Source organism: Nocardiopsis sp. NPDC049922 (assembly GCF_040660275.1).
Lineage (GTDB): Bacteria > Actinomycetota > Actinomycetes > Streptosporangiales > Streptosporangiaceae > Nocardiopsis.
Map to the genome: position 1 here is coordinate 1 of NZ_JBFAME010000035.1, position 18,540 is coordinate 18,540.

Annotated in this window: 19 protein-coding genes and 1 tRNA gene; 15 read left to right on the forward strand and 5 right to left on the reverse strand. The window is 71.0% G+C overall.

Annotated elements, in window-relative coordinates:
* Positions 1-118 precede the first annotated feature (118 nt).
* The 10 genes from AB0I72_RS27630 to AB0I72_RS27675 all read left to right on the forward strand — a co-directional run bounded on the left by AB0I72_RS27630 (position 119) and on the right by AB0I72_RS27675 (position 9,044).
* On the forward strand, positions 119-256 hold the full coding sequence (locus AB0I72_RS27630) for a hypothetical protein (protein WP_358573831.1): 138 nt from the start codon (positions 119-121) through the stop codon (positions 254-256).
* Positions 253-1,455, forward strand: a complete 1,203-nt coding sequence (locus tag AB0I72_RS27635; protein ID WP_358573833.1) for a hypothetical protein — start codon at positions 253-255, stop codon at positions 1,453-1,455. The genes AB0I72_RS27630 and AB0I72_RS27635 overlap by 4 nt, the downstream gene beginning before the upstream one ends.
* Positions 1,455-1,721, forward strand: coding sequence for a hypothetical protein (locus tag AB0I72_RS27640; protein WP_358573835.1), 267 nt, complete (start codon positions 1,455-1,457; stop codon positions 1,719-1,721). The genes AB0I72_RS27635 and AB0I72_RS27640 overlap by 1 nt, the downstream gene beginning before the upstream one ends.
* Entirely contained in the window at positions 1,711-2,079 is a 369-nt protein-coding gene (locus tag AB0I72_RS27645) for a hypothetical protein (protein ID WP_358573838.1), read from the forward strand. Before AB0I72_RS27640 ends, AB0I72_RS27645 begins: the two co-directional genes overlap by 11 nt.
* 59 nt (positions 2,080-2,138) lie before the next feature.
* Entirely contained in the window at positions 2,139-4,139 is a 2,001-nt protein-coding gene (locus AB0I72_RS27650; RefSeq protein ID WP_358573841.1) for a hypothetical protein, read from the forward strand.
* A 218-nt stretch (positions 4,140-4,357) separates the two neighbouring features.
* Positions 4,358-5,167, forward strand: a complete 810-nt coding sequence (locus tag AB0I72_RS27655; RefSeq protein ID WP_358573843.1) for a phosphoadenosine phosphosulfate reductase — start codon at positions 4,358-4,360, stop codon at positions 5,165-5,167.
* Positions 5,164-6,072: a bifunctional DNA primase/polymerase gene (locus tag AB0I72_RS27660; RefSeq protein ID WP_358573845.1), complete on the forward strand. Its 909-nt coding sequence runs from the start codon at positions 5,164-5,166 to the stop codon at positions 6,070-6,072. The genes AB0I72_RS27655 and AB0I72_RS27660 overlap by 4 nt, the downstream gene beginning before the upstream one ends.
* The gene (locus tag AB0I72_RS27665; RefSeq protein ID WP_358573847.1) at positions 6,069-7,574 is read left to right on the forward strand and encodes a YfjI family protein; all 1,506 of its coding nucleotides are present in this window, start codon (positions 6,069-6,071) and stop codon (positions 7,572-7,574) included. Before AB0I72_RS27660 ends, AB0I72_RS27665 begins: the two co-directional genes overlap by 4 nt.
* Before the next feature lie 47 nt (positions 7,575-7,621).
* Positions 7,622-7,816 (forward strand): hypothetical protein, encoded by a 195-nt coding sequence (locus tag AB0I72_RS27670; RefSeq protein WP_358573849.1) that lies wholly within the window; start codon positions 7,622-7,624, stop codon positions 7,814-7,816.
* Positions 7,817-7,889: 73 nt separating this feature from the next.
* Positions 7,890-9,044 carry a tyrosine-type recombinase/integrase gene (locus AB0I72_RS27675; protein ID WP_358573851.1) on the forward strand — a complete coding sequence of 385 codons (1,155 nt, stop codon included), beginning with the start codon at positions 7,890-7,892 and terminating at the stop codon, positions 9,042-9,044.
* A gap of 79 nt (positions 9,045-9,123) precedes the next feature.
* On the opposite strand, the gene AB0I72_RS27680 is transcribed toward AB0I72_RS27675, so the two are convergent.
* Both AB0I72_RS27680 and AB0I72_RS27685 read right to left on the reverse strand, forming a co-directional pair.
* Positions 9,124-9,200: transfer RNA gene (locus AB0I72_RS27680), tRNA-Pro, on the reverse strand.
* Between the two features lie 71 nt (positions 9,201-9,271).
* Entirely contained in the window at positions 9,272-10,192 is a 921-nt protein-coding gene (locus AB0I72_RS27685; RefSeq protein WP_358573854.1) for a metallophosphoesterase, read from the reverse strand.
* A 100-nt stretch (positions 10,193-10,292) separates the two neighbouring features.
* On the opposite strand from AB0I72_RS27685, the gene AB0I72_RS27690 reads away from it, so the two are divergent.
* The gene (locus tag AB0I72_RS27690; RefSeq protein WP_358573857.1) at positions 10,293-10,745 is read left to right on the forward strand and encodes a GatB/YqeY domain-containing protein; all 453 of its coding nucleotides are present in this window, start codon (positions 10,293-10,295) and stop codon (positions 10,743-10,745) included.
* A 60-nt stretch (positions 10,746-10,805) separates the two neighbouring features.
* On the opposite strand, the gene AB0I72_RS27695 is transcribed toward AB0I72_RS27690, so the two are convergent.
* From AB0I72_RS27695 to AB0I72_RS27705, 3 genes are all read right to left on the reverse strand, one after another.
* A complete protein-coding gene (locus tag AB0I72_RS27695) occupies positions 10,806-13,184 on the reverse strand; it encodes a transglycosylase domain-containing protein (protein WP_358573872.1) in 2,379 nt (792 codons plus the stop codon).
* A 364-nt stretch (positions 13,185-13,548) separates the two neighbouring features.
* Complete coding sequence (locus AB0I72_RS27700) at positions 13,549-14,703, reverse strand: ArsA family ATPase (protein WP_358573859.1); 1,155 nt, start codon at positions 14,701-14,703, stop codon at positions 13,549-13,551.
* A complete protein-coding gene (locus AB0I72_RS27705; protein ID WP_358573861.1) occupies positions 14,700-15,743 on the reverse strand; it encodes an ArsA-related P-loop ATPase in 1,044 nt (347 codons plus the stop codon). Before AB0I72_RS27705 ends, AB0I72_RS27700 begins: the two co-directional genes overlap by 4 nt.
* Before the next feature lie 170 nt (positions 15,744-15,913).
* Between AB0I72_RS27705 and AB0I72_RS27710 the strand changes: the two genes are divergently transcribed.
* The 4 genes from AB0I72_RS27710 to AB0I72_RS27725 all read left to right on the forward strand — a co-directional run bounded on the left by AB0I72_RS27710 (position 15,914) and on the right by AB0I72_RS27725 (position 18,400).
* Entirely contained in the window at positions 15,914-16,087 is a 174-nt protein-coding gene (locus AB0I72_RS27710) for a DUF4177 domain-containing protein (RefSeq protein WP_358573863.1), read from the forward strand.
* Positions 16,087-16,551, forward strand: a complete 465-nt coding sequence (locus AB0I72_RS27715; protein ID WP_358573865.1) for a RidA family protein — start codon at positions 16,087-16,089, stop codon at positions 16,549-16,551. The genes AB0I72_RS27710 and AB0I72_RS27715 overlap by 1 nt, the downstream gene beginning before the upstream one ends.
* An 83-nt stretch (positions 16,552-16,634) precedes the next feature.
* Positions 16,635-17,486 carry an NUDIX hydrolase gene (locus AB0I72_RS27720; protein ID WP_358573867.1) on the forward strand — a complete coding sequence of 284 codons (852 nt, stop codon included), beginning with the start codon at positions 16,635-16,637 and terminating at the stop codon, positions 17,484-17,486.
* Positions 17,487-17,593: 107 nt separating this feature from the next.
* Complete coding sequence (locus AB0I72_RS27725; protein ID WP_358573870.1) at positions 17,594-18,400, forward strand: MBL fold metallo-hydrolase; 807 nt, start codon at positions 17,594-17,596, stop codon at positions 18,398-18,400.
* The last annotated feature ends 140 nt before the right edge of the window (positions 18,401-18,540 follow it).

The window sequence follows — 18,540 nt, forward strand, 5'->3', positions numbered from 1 at the left end:
CCGTTCTGGCCCTGCTGAAGGCCGCTGAGGTTGTCCGCAAGGTCAAGCGCACCGCCCGCCGTTGGGGCCGTACCCGCCTGGTGGTCAGCCAGACCCGTCGCAGGAGGAGGCGCTACTGATGGCCGTTCTCATCTCCCTGTTCGCCCTGCTACTGGTGGGAGCCATCCTGCGGTTCCTCGCCGGTGGCCTGTGGCCCGACCGCCGTGCCGACCTCGACACCATCCGTCGCCTCTCCAAGCTGGGAGACCGCCGATGAACCTTCGCCGGAAGACTAAGCAGACCGAGACCACCAACGTGGTCGCCACCCTCCAGGAACAGGTCCGGCAGGCTCAGGCCCTCGCGAGCATCCCGCGACAGGACCTGCTGTCCGACCCCCGGCTCAACCCCGCTACCCGCCACCAGGCTGACAAGCTGGCGGCCGAAAGGCTGAGCGCTCGCCTGGAACTGGAACACCGCCGGGTGCTGCGCTCCGAGCGCGAGGCCGACCGCCGCGCGGAGGAGGCGATCCGAGCGGCTCAGGCCGTGGACGCTGCCCGCGCCGCGACCGACCCGGCGTACACGGTTCTGGCCCTGGTGCGGCACCGGGGCCGGTTCGCAACCCTGTCCCTGGGAGCCTCCATCGTGCTCTCGGTCGGGTCCGCGATCGGACTGGAGGCGGCCGTGTCCGCCTACCAGGCGACCGCCCCGACCGGGGTCGGCTACCTCGGGGAGGTCGCCCTGACCGGGATGTCGACCTCCGCGATCATCTGGGCCGGACTGCTCGCCCGCTCAGGCGCGTTCCCGACTGGTGGTCGGCGTTTCGCTCTGGTCGCGCTGATCACGGTCCCGCTCGTGATCAGCATCATCGGGTCGACTCTCGGTTCCGGGCCGGTCGGTGCCGTGTGCAGTCTCGGGGCCGCCGCGTTCAGCGCGTTCGCGTACCTGACCGCCGTCACCTCCGCCGACGCCATCACCACCAACTTGGGTCAAATCACCCCCACCGCAACCTTGGTTGACGCCTCTCCCCATGGGGAGTCGTCCCCACACTCCACCGTCGGAGAGGGCCCGGAGGTCGTCAGGCAGGAGATCGCGGAGGAGGCCGCTGACTATCTCCGCTCGCACACTGGTCCGTCTGAGCGCTCACACGAGGAAGACTGCTCGCACGGGACGACCCTGGTGCGCTCGCACGGCGATCACCGCGACGACGACACGGACCCGGACCCCGGATCGGGGCAGGTCACTCCGTCTGAGCGCCCGTCCGAGCGGTCCCGCTCACACGAGGACGACGAGTCCACCGAACGGGTGCTGACCGCACAGGAGCGCCGCCGTTTGGAGGGAGTCCGCAACCGCCGCCGAGTGGCCGAGTTCCTGTCCGAGCACCCGACCGCTCAGACAGCTGACATCGCCGCCGAGTTGGGGCTGGGGGAGTCCACCGTCCGCAGGATCCGCCGCGAGATTGAGGACGGGGGCAGCTAATGGCTCGCACTCCGTGGAGGGTCCGCCTGTCGGCCGCAGCCTCATTCGCCGACCACCTGCTGTGCCACGCCGACTCCCTGATCTCGGCGTGGCTGGACACCCGTCCCCTCCGCAACACCCTCGCCGACGCAGCCGCGTGGCTGGGACAGACCTGGCGGACCCACCTGCACGCGGCACACGTGCGCCGCTACGGCCCCGGAAGGGGCGTCATCGCCGTCGTCATCAACCACCCGACCAACGAGACCGAGGAGAACCGTGAGCGCTGAGTCCCGCTACGCCCAGCAGATCATCGCCGAGTTGGAAGGGATCGAGTTCGAGACCGGCAGCGACATCCGCAAGTACACCGAGCGTGTCCGCCGTCTGTCCCGCGCCCTGGCCATGGAGCTGGAGTACTCCGCCCAGGAGCTGGAGGCCGCGCTCAAGGATCTGCCGCCCGCTGACGGCGAGTCCCACATGGCGGTGCGCCGCAAGGCCCGCAGCATCGCCCGCCACCTGCGTCGGTCCGCCGAGGCTCAGCGGACCGTCGGAATCGAGGCCGTCCGCACGTGGGGATCGATGCTCAAGCACTTCGAGCACCTGATCAAGCCCCAGAAGCGCCGCAAGACCATCGACCTGGAGTCCTGACCACCACCGATCCGGGGGCCGCACCGCGCGGCCCCCGGCCACCCAGAAGGGAGACGAAGATGGCTCGTGACGAACTGGTGGTGCGCCGGGACGGCCGCGAGGTCGCCGTCCGGCGCGGCCCCGGCGCGATGGCCTACGTGCGCCCATGGCTGACCACCTCGCTCATGGTCCCCGCGGGATGGGCGGCTCACATGATGTGGGGCGACGCCGGAGGATGGACGGTCGCCGCCGCGGCTGGCGTCACCGCCGCCGGCGGAGCGGTGACCTACTTCGCCCACCGCCTGACCGCCGCGCGTACCTGGTACGCGCACGTGATCTCGACCGCTTCCACCGGCATGGGCACGCTCTGGCTGGCGACCGCCACCATGGCGGGAACGGGTCGGCCCATGCTCGACCTGCTCATCCTGACCGGCGGCACACTGGCCGCCGCGTCGAACGTGCACAGCTGGTCGGCCGGACAGGGCAACGGCTCTTCTGAGGGAGGCCCGGTCGCACTGCCCTCCTGGGAGGAGATCGCCGAGAAGCTGCACATCAAGGGCGTGACCATGCGCGTCACGAAGCAGACCGACGTACAGACCAAGGGACGTCTGACCCTGGCGCCCGGTAAGACCGTGGACGACCTCCAGGAACGCCGCAAGGAACTGGCGTCCGCCTACGGCGTCGCGCCCGGTGCGATCACTATCGCCGAAGACCCCACGCACGCCGGTCGGGGCGAGATCACCATTGTGACCAAGGATCTGCTCGGGCAGCTCGTGCCGTGGCCTGGACTGGATCCGGCCACTGTCGGAGTGTCCATCGCGGACGTTCCGCTGGAGTTGGGGGTCTACACCGACGGAGAGCCGTACCGGGACATGCTTCCCGGCAAGCACACGCTGACCGTGGGCATGTCCGGTGCGGGCAAGTCCGTGCACGGCAAGATCAAGCTCGTCCAGGTCGCCGCACGGGCGGACACGTTCGTGTGCGCGATCGACCTGGCCAAGGGCAAGCAGACCCTCGGGCCGGTGGAACGTGCGATCGGGTGGTCCGCGTACGACAAGAAGGCCTCCCGCGCGCTGCTGGACGCACTCAAGAGGGCCGTACGTGCCCGTGCGGACTATCTGGGAGAGCGCGGTCAGGCTCAGTGGACGGCCGGTTGCGGGCTCACGTTCCTCCACGTGCTCATCGAGGAGGCGGCCGAGGTCGCCGACTTCGACGAATTGGTGGACCTGCTGCGGGTGGCCCGGTCCGTGGGTATCCACATCGAGGTCAGCCTCCAGCGCGCCACCTACGGCAACCTCGACACGGACGCGAGGGCGAACCTCGGTGACGGCGTCTGCTTCGGAGTCAGGGACGACGCGGACGCCTCCTACGTCCTGCCGGACTATGTGATCGCTGCCGGTGCCGAACCGGCTCGGTGGCGCAAGGCCAAGCCCGGTGCCGCCTTCGCCGCGATCGAGTACGCCGACTCCGATCGGCACGTGGTGCCCGTGAAGATGTTCGGCCCGCCTTCGACCAATCCGGCCGAGGAGAACACGGTTCTGACCCCTGCCGCCGAGTCGCTGCCCGACCAGGACACCAAGCTCGACCCGGTCACCCGCGCGGCGTTCGGCAAGGCCTACGCCGCCTTCCGGGCCGCTCAGAACGGTGCCACAGCACCGGACACCACGACCGCGATGTCTCCGACGGCGGACGTCCACGAGGACCAGGACACGGCCGGTTCCGACCAGGTGGAACCGATCGTCCTGACCACTCCCGACGACGACCCCGACGTCACGGGCGACCTCGACCAGGAGATCACGCCGGTGGAGGGGGAGAACTTCCCCCTGGCTCCGCGTCGGCGCTCCAAGGAGTCGGCTGAGGAGGCTCGCGCGGCGCTCGACGCCATGTTCCAAACCTGGCTCGACCGAGGCCTGACCACCTTCCGCGCTCCGGATGTCGGTGCAGGGCTGCGGGAGATCGGCGTCGATCGCAAGCGGGCGTGGGTCTACCGACAGCTCAACCGACTGGAGGAGGAGGGGCGTATCCGCCACGAGGACGACGGCTCATGGTCGATCGTCTCGGGGCACCTCGTGGCCGCCTGAGGCCGTCTCGACCGTGTCTCCACTGGCTGTCTCCACCCCTGTCTCGACCCTGTCTTCACACGGTGGAGACAGCTGCTGACCTGTAACACCGCGCCGGGGCGTCTCCACCGGCCCGGACACCAAAAAAGCGGCTCCGGTGCATAGCCGCCAAGCAACCACCGGAGCCGCGCTCCCAGAAGGAACACCACCCGATCCGAGACCGAGAGGTAGCACCCATCATGACGCATGCCCTGCGAACGTTCAGCTTCGGCGGAGGATGGCAGTCCACCGCCGCCCTGGCCCTGGCCGCCACAGGCGAACTGGACTTCACCACCTTCCTGTTCGCCAACGTCGGCAACGACAGCGAGGACCCCGCCACCCTCGACTACGTCCGCCATCACGCGGCCCCCTTCGCCGCCGAACACGGCATCACCCTCCACCAGCTCGACCGCACCAAACGGGACGGCACCACCGAAACCCTCTACGGGCGCTTGACCCGCGAAGGGTCACGCTCCCTGCCCATCCCCGTGCGCATGTCCAACGGTGCCCCCGGCACCCGGTCCTGCACCGCCGACTTCAAGATCAAGGTCGTCGGCAAGTGGCTCCGCCAGCACGGCGCCACCCGCGACAACCCCGCCACCGTCGGAATCGGCATCAGCGTGGACGAGATCCACCGCGCCAACAACCGCCGCTGCGAACCCCACGAGAACATCGTCTACCCCCTGCTGGACCTGGGCATCCGCCGAGCGGACTGCCCTCGCATCATCCGATCCGTGGGGCTGCCATTGCCGCCCAAGTCGAGCTGCTGGTTCTGCCCCTTCCACCGCATGGACACCTGGATCGACATGCGCCGAGAGCGTCCCGACCTGTTCGCCAAGGCATGCGCTCTGGAAGACCTGCTCAACCAGCGGCGTGACACGTTGGGCAAGGACCACGTCTACCTCACCCGCCACGGCGCACCCCTGCGCCAAGTCGTTCCCGAGGGCATGGACACCCTGCCCTTCCCCGACGACAACGCCAGCTGCGATGGAGGGTGGTGCTACACGTGACCCCGACCAACGTCCTGCCACACGCCATCGCGGCCGCTCGCCGAGGGTGGCACGTGTTCCCGCTGCGCACCCGCGCCAAGCGGCCCGTGCGCACCTTCACCGACTGGGAGCGGCACGCCACCCGCGACGAGGACGCCATCCGTGCCTACTGGGGAGTCCACCCCGCCCACAACCTCGCCGTCGCGTGCGGTCCCTCGGGGCTGGTCGTGGTCGACCTCGACACCCCCAAGGACGGCGAGACCCCGCCGCCGGAGTGGGCGCGCCCCGGCATCACCGACGGGGCGGACGTGCTCGCCACGCTGGCCGAGAAGCACGCCGACGGCGACGTCTCGTTCCTCGACACGTTCACCGTGACCACACGCCGGGGTGGTATCCACCTGTACTACGCCGCGCCGGAGAACGTCGCCTACCGCAACACCTCCGGCCGGTTGGGGTGGCTGATCGACACCCGCGCCACGGGCGGGTACGTCGTCGGTCCCGGCTCCTACGTGGCCGACCCCGACGGGCGTGGCCCCTACACCGTCACCAACCCCGCCGACGTCACACCGCTCCCCGGATGGCTGGCGACCCTGCTGGAGCCCGCTCGGCGTCGCCCGGTCACCTCCGGACAGGTCCACCAGGAGCTCGCGCACCGCCCGGGGATGGCCCGGTACGTCACGCGGGCGCTGCGAGGCGAGGTGGACAAGGTCCTGTCCGCTCGGAAGGGGCAGCGCAACCACAACCTGAACCGGGCCGCGTTCGCTGTCGGCACCCTGGTCGGTGCGGGGATGCTCCCCAAGCACCTGGCAGAGGACACCCTCGAACAGGCCGGACTCCGCATCGGGTTGGATCCCTCAGAGGTGGACGCGACCGTGCGCAGCGGCATCCAGGCGGGGATCCGCCGCCCACGGGGAGCTGCCGCGTGATCCCCGCCGACGGCAACCAGGACGCCGAGCGAGGGTGGGACGCCCCCACCCCGCTCGGTGCCCGGGGTACCCCTCCTGCCTTCCCCGCCGATTGCCTGCCCGACTGGGTAGCCGCCTTCGTCAAGGCGGTCGCGGAGGAGACCCAGACCCCGGTGGACGCCGCCGGATGCGTCGCCCTGGCCGCGTTGTCCACCGCCGCCGGAGGACGCGCCATCGTCCAAGTCCGGGGCACCTACACCGAACCGGTCAACCTGTTCACCGTGGTCGCGCTGCCGCCCGCCTCCCGCAAGTCGGCCGTGTTCCGAGCGATCACCGCCCCGATCCTCAAGGTCGAAGCGGAGCTGACCGAGAGGATCAAACCGCAGATCGTAGAAGCGGAGCTGGCACGGGAGGTGGCCGCCGGGGTCGCAGACAAGGCCAAGGCCAAGGCCGTCTCCTCCAAGGGAGCCCCGGACGCGCTCGCGGACGCCTCGGACGCCGCTGCCGCGATCGACGACATCGAGATCCCGGTCATCCCGCAGCTGGTCGCCGACGACGTCACCCCCGAGCGGGCCGCGTCCATCCTGTGCGACCAGGGCGGCAGGCTCGCCGTCCTGTCGGCGGAGGGCGGGATCTTCCAGATCCTCGCGGGCCGCTACTCCGGAGCGCCGAACTTCGACCTGTTCCTCAAAGGCCACGCCGGGGACATGCTGCGTGTCGACCGGCGAGACCGCACCGAGCACGTGGAGACAGCCGTTCTGACCCTCGGTCTGGCGGTGCAACCGGACGTGATCCGGGAGATCGCGACCGGCCCCGGGTTCCGAGGCAAGGGTCTGTTGGGGCGCTTCCTGTACGCGCTGCCCGAGTCCAACATCGGCACCCGCGACGTCGACCCGGACCCGGTTCCCGCCGACGTCGCCGCCACCTATGAGGAACGGCTGATGCGGATGGTGGTGCACCTGTTCGACTGGACCGACCCCATCCGTCTCCAGCTCTCACCGGAGGCCGACGCGCTTCGGCTCGACTACGCCCGCCGTTTGGAACCGCGGCTTCACCCCCGTACCGGGGACCTGGGGCACATGTCGGACTGGGCTGGCAAGTCCGTCGGCGCGATCGTGCGCATCGCTGCTCTGCTGCATCTGGCGGACAACCCGGTCGACGGCTACCGGCTCCCCATCGGGGGCGACACCATGGCTGCCGCGATCCGGATCGGGGAGTACTTCACCCGCCATGCCGAAGCCGCCTTCGATCACATGGGCGCCGACCCCGAGACGGAGCGCGCCCGCCTGGTCTTGGACTGGCTCCATCGCAAGAAACCCGCTCGCTTCACCGTCCGGGAGGCGTTCTCCGGGCTTCCGCGCGGCACCTTCCCGAAGGTCGCCGACGTCCACCCTGCCCTGGAACTGCTGGAGGGCTACGGCTGGATCGCGATGGAGCCCCCGCCTCCGCGCAACCCGAAGGGAGGACGTCCGCCCTCACCCGCCTACCAGGTTCACCCGCAGATCAGCGGCCCCGGCGCATAGCCGCCAAGCAACCGCCGGGACCGCACTTCCAGAAAGGAACTCCACTCATGACTGTCCGCGAGCTGCCGAAGCGGCTGTTCACCCTTACCGAGGCCGCGCACATCCTGTCGATGGGCCGCACCCGCCTGTTCGCCGAGATCCGCGACGGCCGACTCGCCACCGTCGGCACCGGCAAGAACCGGCGCGTGACCGCCGACGCCATCGACGCATACGTCGACCTGCTCAAACACGAGGCCGCCTAGCTTCCCGGGGCGCACGTCATCGGTGTGCGCCCCTCCCCAACTGGCTCGAATCGACAAGGAGAACAGACCGGACATGGGCAAGTCACAGCCCCAGGGCAAGAAGTCCAAGGCAGCGTCGGGGCAGGGCACCGTCTATTGGGATGAGGCGAAGGGGTGCTTCCGGGGAGAGATCTCCCTCGGTTACACGCCCTCGGGGAAGCGTCGCCGTCCGAAGGTCTACGGCCGCACCAAGACCGAGGTCCGGGACAAGCTCAAGGACCTGGTCAGGGAAGCCAAGTCCGGGGTGAAGTCGTCGGCGAACTACACGGTCGCCGACGCCGTGAACGACTTCCTCAAGCGCGGGCTCAAGGGCCGCTCGGAGGAGACCCTGAACAAGTGCCGCAACCTGGCGAACAAGCACGTCATCCCGGAGTTGGGCAAGGCCAAGCTCAAGGACCTGACCGCCGACGACGTGGACGACTGGTTGGAGGACAGGGCCGAACTGCTGGCTACCCGATCGCTCCGGGAGCTGCACGCGGTGCTGCGTCGCGCCATCGCCTTCGCCCAGAAGCGGGACAAGGTTCTGCGCAACGTCGCCGACCTGGTGGACACGCCCAAGGGCAAGGAGGGGCGTCCCAGCAAGGCCCTGACGCTCAACCAGGCCCAGGCGGTGCTGAGCGCCGCTGAGGGAACGCGGTTGTACGCCTACGTGGTGCTGTCCCTGATGACCGGAGTCCGCACCGAGGAAGCCCGGGCGCTGGTGTGGCCCCACGTTCACCTGGACCCGACCGGCGACATTCCTCCCCACGTGGAGGTCTGGCGTTCCGTCCGGGCCACGGGCGACACCAAGACGAAGAAGAGCCGCCGCACCCTCGCGCTGCCGGAGCCGGTCGTGGAGGCGTTGAGGGCGCACAAGGCCTCGCAGGAGACCGACCGGAAGGTGGCCGGAGAGAAGTGGGAGGAGAACCGGTTGGTGTTCTGCTCCCAGGTGGGGACCAAGCTCGACGCGGCCAACGTCCGGCGCGGCTTCCGCACGATCATCACGGAGTCCAGGATCGGCGGGAGCTGGACACCCCGGGAACTCCGGCACAGCTTCGTCTCGCTGATGTCGGAGAAGGGCGTACCGGTCGAGGAGATCGCGCGCCTGGTGGGCCACAGCAGCACCGCCACGACGGAGACGGTCTACCGGAAGGAACTCCGGCCGGTCATCACCAAGGGTGCTGAGGTGATGGGGAACCTCTTCGCCTGATCGCGGCCACGCCGGACCGCTGGCCCCCTATTTGGCCCCCAACGCAAAACGCCGGTTCCACTGGAACCGGCGTTTTGGCTGGTCGGGGTGGCGGGATTTGAACCCACGACCTCTTCGTCCCGAACGAAGCGCGCTGCCAAGCTGCGCTACACCCCGAAGCAACGCCCCCAAGTCTAGCGGACGCGCGGAGTGCTCGGGTACACCGTTTACGGGAACCGACGGGCCTGTCAGGACGCGGCGACGAGGTCCAGCAGCGACGCCTCCGGTCGGCAGCAGAACCGCACCGGCGCGTACGGCGACGTCCCCAGCCCGCCCGACACGTGCAGCCACGCGTCCTCGTACCGGTGCAGCCCCCACGCGCGGCGGCGGTCGATCCCGCAGTTCGTGACCAGCGTCCCGTAGAACGGCAGGCACAGCTGCCCGCCGTGCGTGTGTCCCGCGAGCAGCAGCTGGTACCCGTCGGCCTCGAACCGGCTCAGGTTGGCCGGTTCCGGTGAGTGCAGCAGCCCCACCCGAACGTCCGCGTGCGGGTCCGCCGGACCGGCCACGTCCTCGTACCGGTCCATCTTGATGTGCGAGTCGTGCACGCCCGCCAGCGCCACGTCCAACCCGCCCGCCTTGAGCGCGCCCCTGTGGTTGTTCAGGTCGAGCCACCCCGCGGCCGACATCGCCTCGCCCAGCTCACGCCAGGGAAGATCCGGCGTCCGGCGCTTGGCGTAGTCGGTCCGGCTCGTCCGCCACAGGTACCGCGCGGGGTTCTTCAGCTGCGGCGAGTACAGGTCGTTGGACCCGAACACGAACGCGCCCGGCCGGTCCAGCAGCGGCCCCAGCGCGTCGACGAACGGCCCCACCGCGTCCGCGTGCGCCAGCGAGTCCCCCGTGTTGACCACCAGGTCCGGCTCGTGCTCCGCCAGGCCGCGGATCCACTCGATGAGCATCCGCCGACCCGGGGTCAGGTGCGCGTCGGACAGGTGCAGGATCCGCAGCCGGTCGCTCCCCGGCGGAAGCAGCGGCAGCTCGTACCGCCGCAGCCGGAACCAGTTGCGCTCGATCACCGAGGCGTACGCGACACCGGCCACGCCGATCGCGCCCGTCACGGCGGCCGCGCGTCCGATCCGGCGCAGGACCCGTCCGCTGTCCGTTCCCATCCACACTCCTTCGTCGGTCGACTGATCATCTCAGCACGCGCGGTGCGCGTGTTCACAAACCGTTGGTCCGGCTGAAGGCCCCCGCCGTAGGATCGGTGCCATGTCCGAACTCAAAGACCGCCTCAAGAACGACCTGACCACCGCCATCAAGGCGCGTGACACGGTCCGCACCGGCACCCTGCGCATGGTCATCGCCGCCATCTCCACCGAGGAGGCGTCCGGAGCCACCCAGCGTTCCCTCGACGACGACGAGATCGTCAAGCTCCTCACCCGCGAGGCCAAGAAGCGCAGGGAAGCCGCCGAGGCGTTCGAGAAGGGCGGCCGGGCCGACCAGGCCGCCGCCGAGCGGGCCGAGAACGAGGTCATCTCCGAGTACCTTCCGGCGCAGCTCTCCGACGAGGAGCTCGCCCAGCTGGTCACCGCCGCCATCGCCGAGACCGGCGCCGAGGGCCCGCGCGCGATGGGGCAGGTCATGAAGGCGGTCGGCCCTCGCGTCGCCGGTCGGGCCGAGGGCTCCCGGGTGGCCGCCGAGGTCAAGCGCCAGCTGGCCTGAGGCCGGACCGCGCACCCGAACGGGCGGGGGCGGAGGCGGCGCGCCGCCTCCGCCCGCGGTTCATCGGGACGACTCCTCGTCTGACGGGAAGGGCGTCATCGGCTGAACCGGGAACCACGTCTCGTTCTCGGTCGGCGGGGCGACGGCGCCGCCCCGGCTCAGGAAGACGTTCACCGTGGCGCCCTCGGGCAGCCGCGTGCCCGGGTCCGGGTTGACCGCCGCCACGGTGCCCTCGGGCTGCGGTGAGCGGATCCGGCTCCCGGACACGTTCACCTGGTACCCGGCGGCACGCAGGGCCGCCACCGCGGCGTCCTCGCCCATCCCGATCACGTCGGGCACGCCGCCCTCGTCACTGGCCGGGCTGGGCTCCTCCGTCTCCCGGGGCTGCCGGGGCGGGGCCGTGGAACCGAACTCGGAGGGCGCCGAGGCCAGCTGCTCGACCTCCAGGCCCTCGTGGGCGTCCCGCATCGTGTCCTGCCAGATCCGACCCGGGATCGTCGCGCCGTAGACCACCCCGTAGTAGCGGTCGCCGATGGTGACGTTGCGCAGCGGGTACTGCTGCGGGCCGCGCGGGTCGCCGACGAAGATGGAGCTGGCCATCTGCGGGGTGATGCCCGCGAACCAGGCCGCCGCCGAACCGTCGGTGGTGCCGGTCTTGGCGCCCGCCGGCCGGCCGATGCCCAGGCCGGTGGTGGTGCCGCCGTTGAAGGTCTGCGACAGCAGGAAGGCGACACCGTCGGCGACGTTCTCGTCGAGCCGCCGCTCGCAGTCCGGCTCCATGTCGATGGTCGTGTCGGCCTGCTTGTCCACGATCCGGGTGATCGCCTGCGGCTCGCAGTAGATCCCGCCCGAGGCGAAGGTCGCGTAGGCGTTGGCGACGCGCAGCGGCGAGACCTCCTCACTGCCCAGGGTGAAGCTGTTGTTGGCCAGCGTGCGCTCGTTCTCCCTGAACTGCGTGCCGTCGGCCCGCCGCAGTCCGAGGTTCTCCGCCATCTCGATCACGTCGCACAGGCCCACCCGTCTCTGGAGCTGCGCGAAGTAGGTGTTCGAGGAGGCGCGCGTCCCCGAGATCATGTTGTGCACGCCCTCGTTGCTGTCCCCGGCGTTCGCCACGTTCCAGGGCTGGAGGGAGCCGCCGTTGCAGGCGCGCTGCCCGGTCACCGTGATGCTGGCGGGTGCGGGGAAGGAGGTGCCGAACGGCAGCCCCTCGTCCAGGGCGGCGGCCAGCGTGATCGGCTTGAAGGTCGACCCGGCCTGGAATCCCGTGCTTCCGCCCCGGTCGAAGTCGGTGGCGAAGTTGATCGAGGTCTCGCCGAGCTGGCTCTCGTCCGGGCCGTAGTTGCGGCTCTGCATCATGCCGAGGATGTGGCCGGTGCCCGGCTCGATGATGACCTGCGCGGCGACCTTGCGGGACTCGTTCTCCCGGGGCACCCACTCGTCTACGGCCTCCTGGCCGGCGCGCTGCGCCTGCGGGTCGAGGGTGGTGTGGATCTCCAGCCCGGCGGTGCGCAGCCAGCGCGCCCGTTCGGTCTCGTCGGAGCCGAACCGCTCGTCCGTCTCGATCTCCCGGATCACGTAGTCGCAGAAGAACGGCTGGTCGCTGGGGACGCAGCCGTTGGGCGGGGTGTCCAGGTCCAGGTCCATGTCCTCCTGTTTGGCCTCGTCGGCCTCCGCCCGGGTGATCGCCCCGGTGGCGACCATCCGGTCGAGCACCACGTTGCGCCGCTCGATGGTCTGCTCGGGGTAGAAGCGGGGGTTGTACAGGTAGGGGTAGCGGACCAGGCCCGCGATCGTGGCGGCCTGGTGCAGCTCCAGCTCGCTCGCGGACACCTGGAAGAAGTGCTGGGCGGCCGACTCGACCCCGTAGGCGCCGTCGCTGAAGTAGGCGATGTTGAGGTAGCCCTCGAGGATCTCGTCCTTGGTCATCCGCTGCTCCAGGGCCACGGCGTAGCGCAGCTCCCGGATCTTGCGGGCGATGGTCTCCTCGCGGGCGTGCTCCAGCTCCTCCTGCGAGGTGGCCGCCTCGATCTGGACGTTCTTCACGTACTGCTGGGTGATCGAGGAGGCGCCCTCGACGTCACCGTTGAGGGTCCGGACGGCGGCGCGGAGGGTGCCGGAGATGTCGATGCCGCCGTGGTCGTAGAACCTGGCGTCCTCGATGGCGAGGATCGCGTCGATCATGACCGGGGAGACGTCCTCGATCTCGACCAGCTCACGGTTCTGGTCGAAGATCTCCGCGATGACGTCGCCCTCGCGGTCGTAGATCGTGGAGCGTTGCGGAGGGGGAGGCGTCTCCAACTGGCTCGGCATCTCGAGGAACCCGTTGGCGACGTTCCTCGCCGTGATGCCGATACCGCCGAGTGCCGGGAGGGCGAGCGCCGCCACGAGGAGACCCGCGATGGCGCCGACGACGACGAGTTGACCGATTCTTTGCAGCAATGTCCCCTGACCCACCCCATCAGACTAAGTGACCACGAACGCTCGAACAGGTGTGATGTGGAACGGAGGGTGCGTGACCGTGTCGAATCGCCCGTCGGGGGTCCGGGCGAATCCTCTGAGCCATCCTGTCACGCCTAACGCCCCCGAACGGGGGGACGGTTCCGCCCTCCCGGGTCCCTGGCGTCCGACCCCTTGCGGCACTCCCCGAGGGATTCGGGAAGGGCCCTACGTGGTGGGACGCAGCGCGGGCGGACAGGGTTCGCGTCCCCGGGTGTCCGGAATCATACGATCCGATAACGGGCCGACCCCGGGCCCGCGGCGTCATGCTCCCCAGCCGTGCGCCGGAGTCCCCCGCGGTTCCCGGCTATCCGTCGGCCAGCGCCGCCCCGATGGTCCGCAGCGCCGCGAGGTCGTGCACGTCCTCCGGAAGTGCGGCCACCTCCGCCACACGGATCCCCCGGTGCTTCGACAGCATCCGGTCCCGCAGGCGCGCCTCGTGTTCCCGGGTGCGCACGCGCTCCGCGTGCAGCCGCAGCGCCGCCGACGCCAGCGGATGGGTTCCCGCGCCGCGCAGCACCGCCTCCGCGTCGGCCGCCTCCGCCGCCGTGAGCCGTCGGCCCGCCCCGTCGGGGAGGGGGTGGGCGCGGTTGACCACCAGGCCCGCCAGGGGCATGGAGTCGCTGGCCAGGCGGTCGACGAAGTAGGACGCCTCCCGCAGGGCGTCGGTGTCGGGCACCGCCACCACCACGAACGCCGTCCCGGGCGCCTGGAGCAGCCGGTAGGTGCGCTCCGCGCGGGCCTGGAACCCGCCGAAGACCGTGTCGAAGGCGGCCACGAACGAGCGCAGGTCGTCGAGGAGCTGGGCGCCCACCACCTTGTTCACGGCCGACGTCACGAGGGAGAATCCGGCGCCCAACAGCCGGAACGCGCCGGTGCTCGCCGGGGCGCTGAGGAATCTGATCAGCCTGCCGTCCAGGAACCTCCCGAGCCGTTTGGGGGCGTCGAGGAAGTCCAGGGCCGACCGGCTGGGCGGTGTGTCCACCACGATCAGGTCCCACGCGCCCGACTGCCGGAGCTGGCCCAGCTTCTCCATCGCCATGTACTCCTGCGTGCCGGAGAAGCTGGTGGAGAGCGTCTGGTAGAAGGGGTTGGCCAGGATCTGACGCGCGCGTTCGGGGTCGGCGTGCTCCTCGACGACCTCGTCGAAGGTCCGCTTCATGTCGAGCATCATCGCGTGCACGGTGCCCCGGGTCCCCTCGGGGAGCGGCACCGGTCGCGGGGTGTTGTCCAGCGACTCCATCCCCAGGGACTGGGCCAGCCGCCGGGCGGGGTCCACGGTGATCACCACCGCGTGCCGTCCCCGTTCGGCCGCGCGCAGACCCAGCGCCGCGGCGGTGGTGGTCTTGCCGACCCCGCCCGCGCCGCAGCACACGACGATCCGCGTCGTCGGGTCGTCGAGCAGCGCGTCCACGTCCAGGCGCGGCGCGTTCGGGCCGTTCCCCCCGGTCGTGGCGCTCACCGTCCCATCCCCTGTTCCGCGAGCGTGTCCGCCAACCCCTCCAACGCCGACCGGTCCACGCCGCCCTCCAGGTAGGGCAGGTCGACCATCGGCCGACCCAGGTCGGCGAGCCGTTCGCGGGTCCGGCGCTCCAGGCCCACGCGCAGCGCGTGCGCGCGGACCTCGGCGGCCAGGGCGGCGGCGAGGTCGTCGGCGCCGGCGAGCCCCGCGGCCTTGAGGCCCGCGACCAGCTCGTCCCCGTCCAGGTCCCCGCGGGCGGCGGCGGTCAGGTCGGCCTCCTCCAGCAGGGGCGGGCGCACCATGTTCACGACCACGGAGCCGACCCGCAGCCCCAGCGCGTCGATCTCGGCGATCCCGTCCCGGGTCTCCTGGGCGGGCATCTCCTCCAGCAGCGTCACGAAGTGCACCACGGTCCGGGGAGAGCGGATCACCCCCATGACCTTGTCCGCGTGGTTGCGGATCGGGCCGACCCGGGCCAGCCCGGCGACCTCGGTGTTGACGTTGAGGAACCGCCCGATCCGTCCGGTGGGCGGCGCGTCCATGACGACGGCGTCGTAGTGGAAGGGCGCGGAGGCGGGGGCGGCGGACCGGCGGCGGGTCCCCGCGCGGCGGCGCACGGCCTCGGTGGCCTTGCCGGTCAGCAGGACGTCGCGCAGCCCGGGGGCGATCGTGGTCGCGAAGTCGACGGCGCCCAGCCGGTTCAGCGCCTGCCCGGCGCGTCGCATGCCGTAGAACAGCTCCAGGTACTCCAGCAGCGCGGACTCGGCGTCGGCCGCCAGGACGCACACCCGGCCGCCGCCGGGCACCGGGATCAGCTCCCGTTCCCCGTAGGGCAGCGGTGGTTCGCCCAGGAGGGTGGCCACGCCCTGCCGTCCCTCGACCTCGACCAGGAGCACCCGGCCGCCGCGCGAGGCCAGCGTCAGGGCCAGTGCCGTCGCCACCGTGGTCTTACCCGTTCCGCCCTTGCCGGTGACGATGTGCAGTCGTGCCCCGGCACGGGATCCCCGAGGGCGCCCCGGTCCGAACTCAGCCTCGCTCACTCCACGGAGTCTACGTCCGCGTCAACCCTCGCGACCGGAGACGGAGGCGGAGCCGTGTCGGGGCCCCGGCGGAGGACGCGGCCGACCCGGCGGGTGAGTAAGGTGGCGGCGTTGACGTGCGGCCACGCCACGCCCCGGCGGGCCGCCGGTATCCGATGGGGGAGTTCATCATGACCAAGTGGGAGTACCAGACGGTGGCCCTGCTGTCGCACGCCACCAAGCAGATCCTGGACAACTGGGGTGCGGACGGCTGGGAGCTCGTCTCCGTCGTGCCCGCCCCCCTTCCCGAGGGCACCGACCCGCGCAACCAGCAGTACGTCGCCTACATGAAGCGAGAGCTCTGATGGCCGCCACCCCCGAGGAGCGCATCGCCGAACTGGGGCTGTCCCTCCCCGACGTCGTTCCCCCGGTCGCCTCGTACACGCCGACGGTGCGCACCGGAGACCACGTGTACGTGTCCGGTCAGGTTCCCTTCGTCGACGGCGCGCTGCCCGCCACGGGCAAGGTCGGCGCGGAGGTCACCCCGGAGACCGCCAAGGAGCTGGCCGCCCGGTGCGCGCTGAACGGCGTCGCGGCCGTCCGCGCCGAGATCGGCGACCTGTCCAGGGTGGTCCGCGTCGTGAAGCTGACCGGCTTCGTGGCGAGCACACCGGACTTCACCGGCCAGCCCGGCGTGATCAACGGCGCCAGCGACCTCATCGGCGAGATCTTCGGTGACGCCGGGGTCCACGCGCGCAGCGCGGTCGGTGTGGTCGCCCTGCCCCTGGACGCGCCGGTCGAGGTCGACATGATCGTCGAGGTCCGCTGACCGGCTGGTCCGACCCCCACTGACCGGTCGCCGACCCGTCCCACGACCACCCAGCACGACCACCGAGACAGGAGGGCGCGCCGATGTCCGAGCGTTCCGCGCCGAAGGGCGTCGCCGAACCCAGGCCCGCCGCCACCGTGATGCTGCTCCGGCGCGCGGCGGCCGGAGCCGACGGCGTCGCCGGGGAGCCCGGCATGGAGGTCCTCCTCATGCGCAGGGTCCGGTCCATGGGGTTCGCCCCGGGCGCCTACGTCTTCCCGGGAGGCCGGGTGGACGAACGCGACGCCGACGGCGACCTGCCGTGGACGGGCCCGTCCCCCGACGCGTGGGCGGGGATCCTGGGCACGGACGTGCGGATGGCGCGCGCCCTGGTGTGCGCGGCGGTCCGGGAGACCTTCGAGGAGACCGGCGTTCTCCTGGCCAGTGAACCCGAGGTGGCCGGTGAGCCGGTCATCACCCTCGACACCGGCACGGAGGAGTGGGAGCGCGACCGCCTGGGACTGGTCGACCGCTCCCGCTCCTTCACCGAGGTGCTCTCCCGGCGCGGTCTGGTCGTGCGGACGGAGTGGCTGCGGGCCTGGTCGCGGTGGATCACGCCGAGGGTGGAGCCGCGCCGCTTCGACACCTGGTTCTTCGCCGCCGAACTCCCGCCCGGCCAGGAGTCCCGGCACGTCGGCGGGGAGGCCGACCTCACCCGCTGGACGGACCCGTCGGACGCGGCCGCCGCGTGGGAGGCGGGACGCATGCCGATGCTGCCGCCCACCGTCGTCTCCTGCCGGGAGCTGGCCGCCTGCCGCACCCTCGAAGGTGTACGGACGGCGCGACGGGATATCGTCCCCATTGAACCGGACGTTCGGGATGTCGGCGGTCAGATCCGGATCGTGACCCCGGACGGGGCCCACTACCCCCTCCCGAAGCCCAACGCGACCCCCTGAGGGACCCCACGTCACGGTGGGGCCCGCACCGGTGCGGACGGACGCGCCGCCCCCCGTGGCCGTTCCCCTCCGGACCGGTCCGGCCCCTGCGAGCGAAGCGAGGTGCGATGAGGATCGACGGTTCCGGGACGCTGCGCGCCACCTGCGTGCTGTGCCCCAACCCCGGCCCGATGACGTTGGAGGGAACCAACACCTGGATCCTGAGGGAACCGGGCGCGCGCGGCGTGGTGGTCGTCGACCCCGGCCCGCACGACGAACGACACCTGGAGCGGGTGGCGCGGACCGTGCAGGAACAGGGCGCTCAGGTCCTCATGGCGATCGTGACCCACCGGCACCCGGACCACACCGAGGGCAGCCGCTACTTCTCCGAGCTGACGGGCGCCCCCGTGCACGCGGTCGACCCGGACATGCGCGTCGGCGGGGCCGGGCTGGTCGACGGCGAGGTGCTCACCGTGGACGGGCTGGCGGTGCGCGTGATCGCGACGCCGGGGCACACGGACGACTCGGTCTGCCTCCTGGTGGAGTCCGACAACGCGCTGCTGACCGGGGACACGGTGCTGGGTCACGGGACCCCGGTGATCGACGGCGACGACGGGCTCGGCCCCTACATGGAGTCGCTGTACCGACTGCGGGAGATCGCGCGCGAGCACCAGGTGCGCACCCTGCTCCCGGGCCACGGCCCGATCCTGTCCTCGCCGCTGTCGGTGCTCAGTTCCTACATCGACCACCGCGAGTCCCGCCTGGAGCAGGTGCGCACGGCGGTCCGGGCGGGCGCGACCCGGGTGGCGGAGATCGTCGACCGGGTCTACCCGGACATCTCCGAGCAGATCCGCGGAGCCGCGAGCTCGTCGGTGCGGGCGCAGCTGCGCTACCTGGCGGTGCGCGGTGAGCTGCCCGCCGAGCTGGAGGTCTGAGGAGTTCGCGGGGCTTCCCCGGGCTTTCCCGGTGCGCGGGGCCCCGCCGGTGACGCCTCGCTGCTCGTGCCAGCGGCGGTGGTTACCGATCGCTCCCCCCGATGACTGTCGATCGCGTGCGGCGATCGCCTCCGATCGGG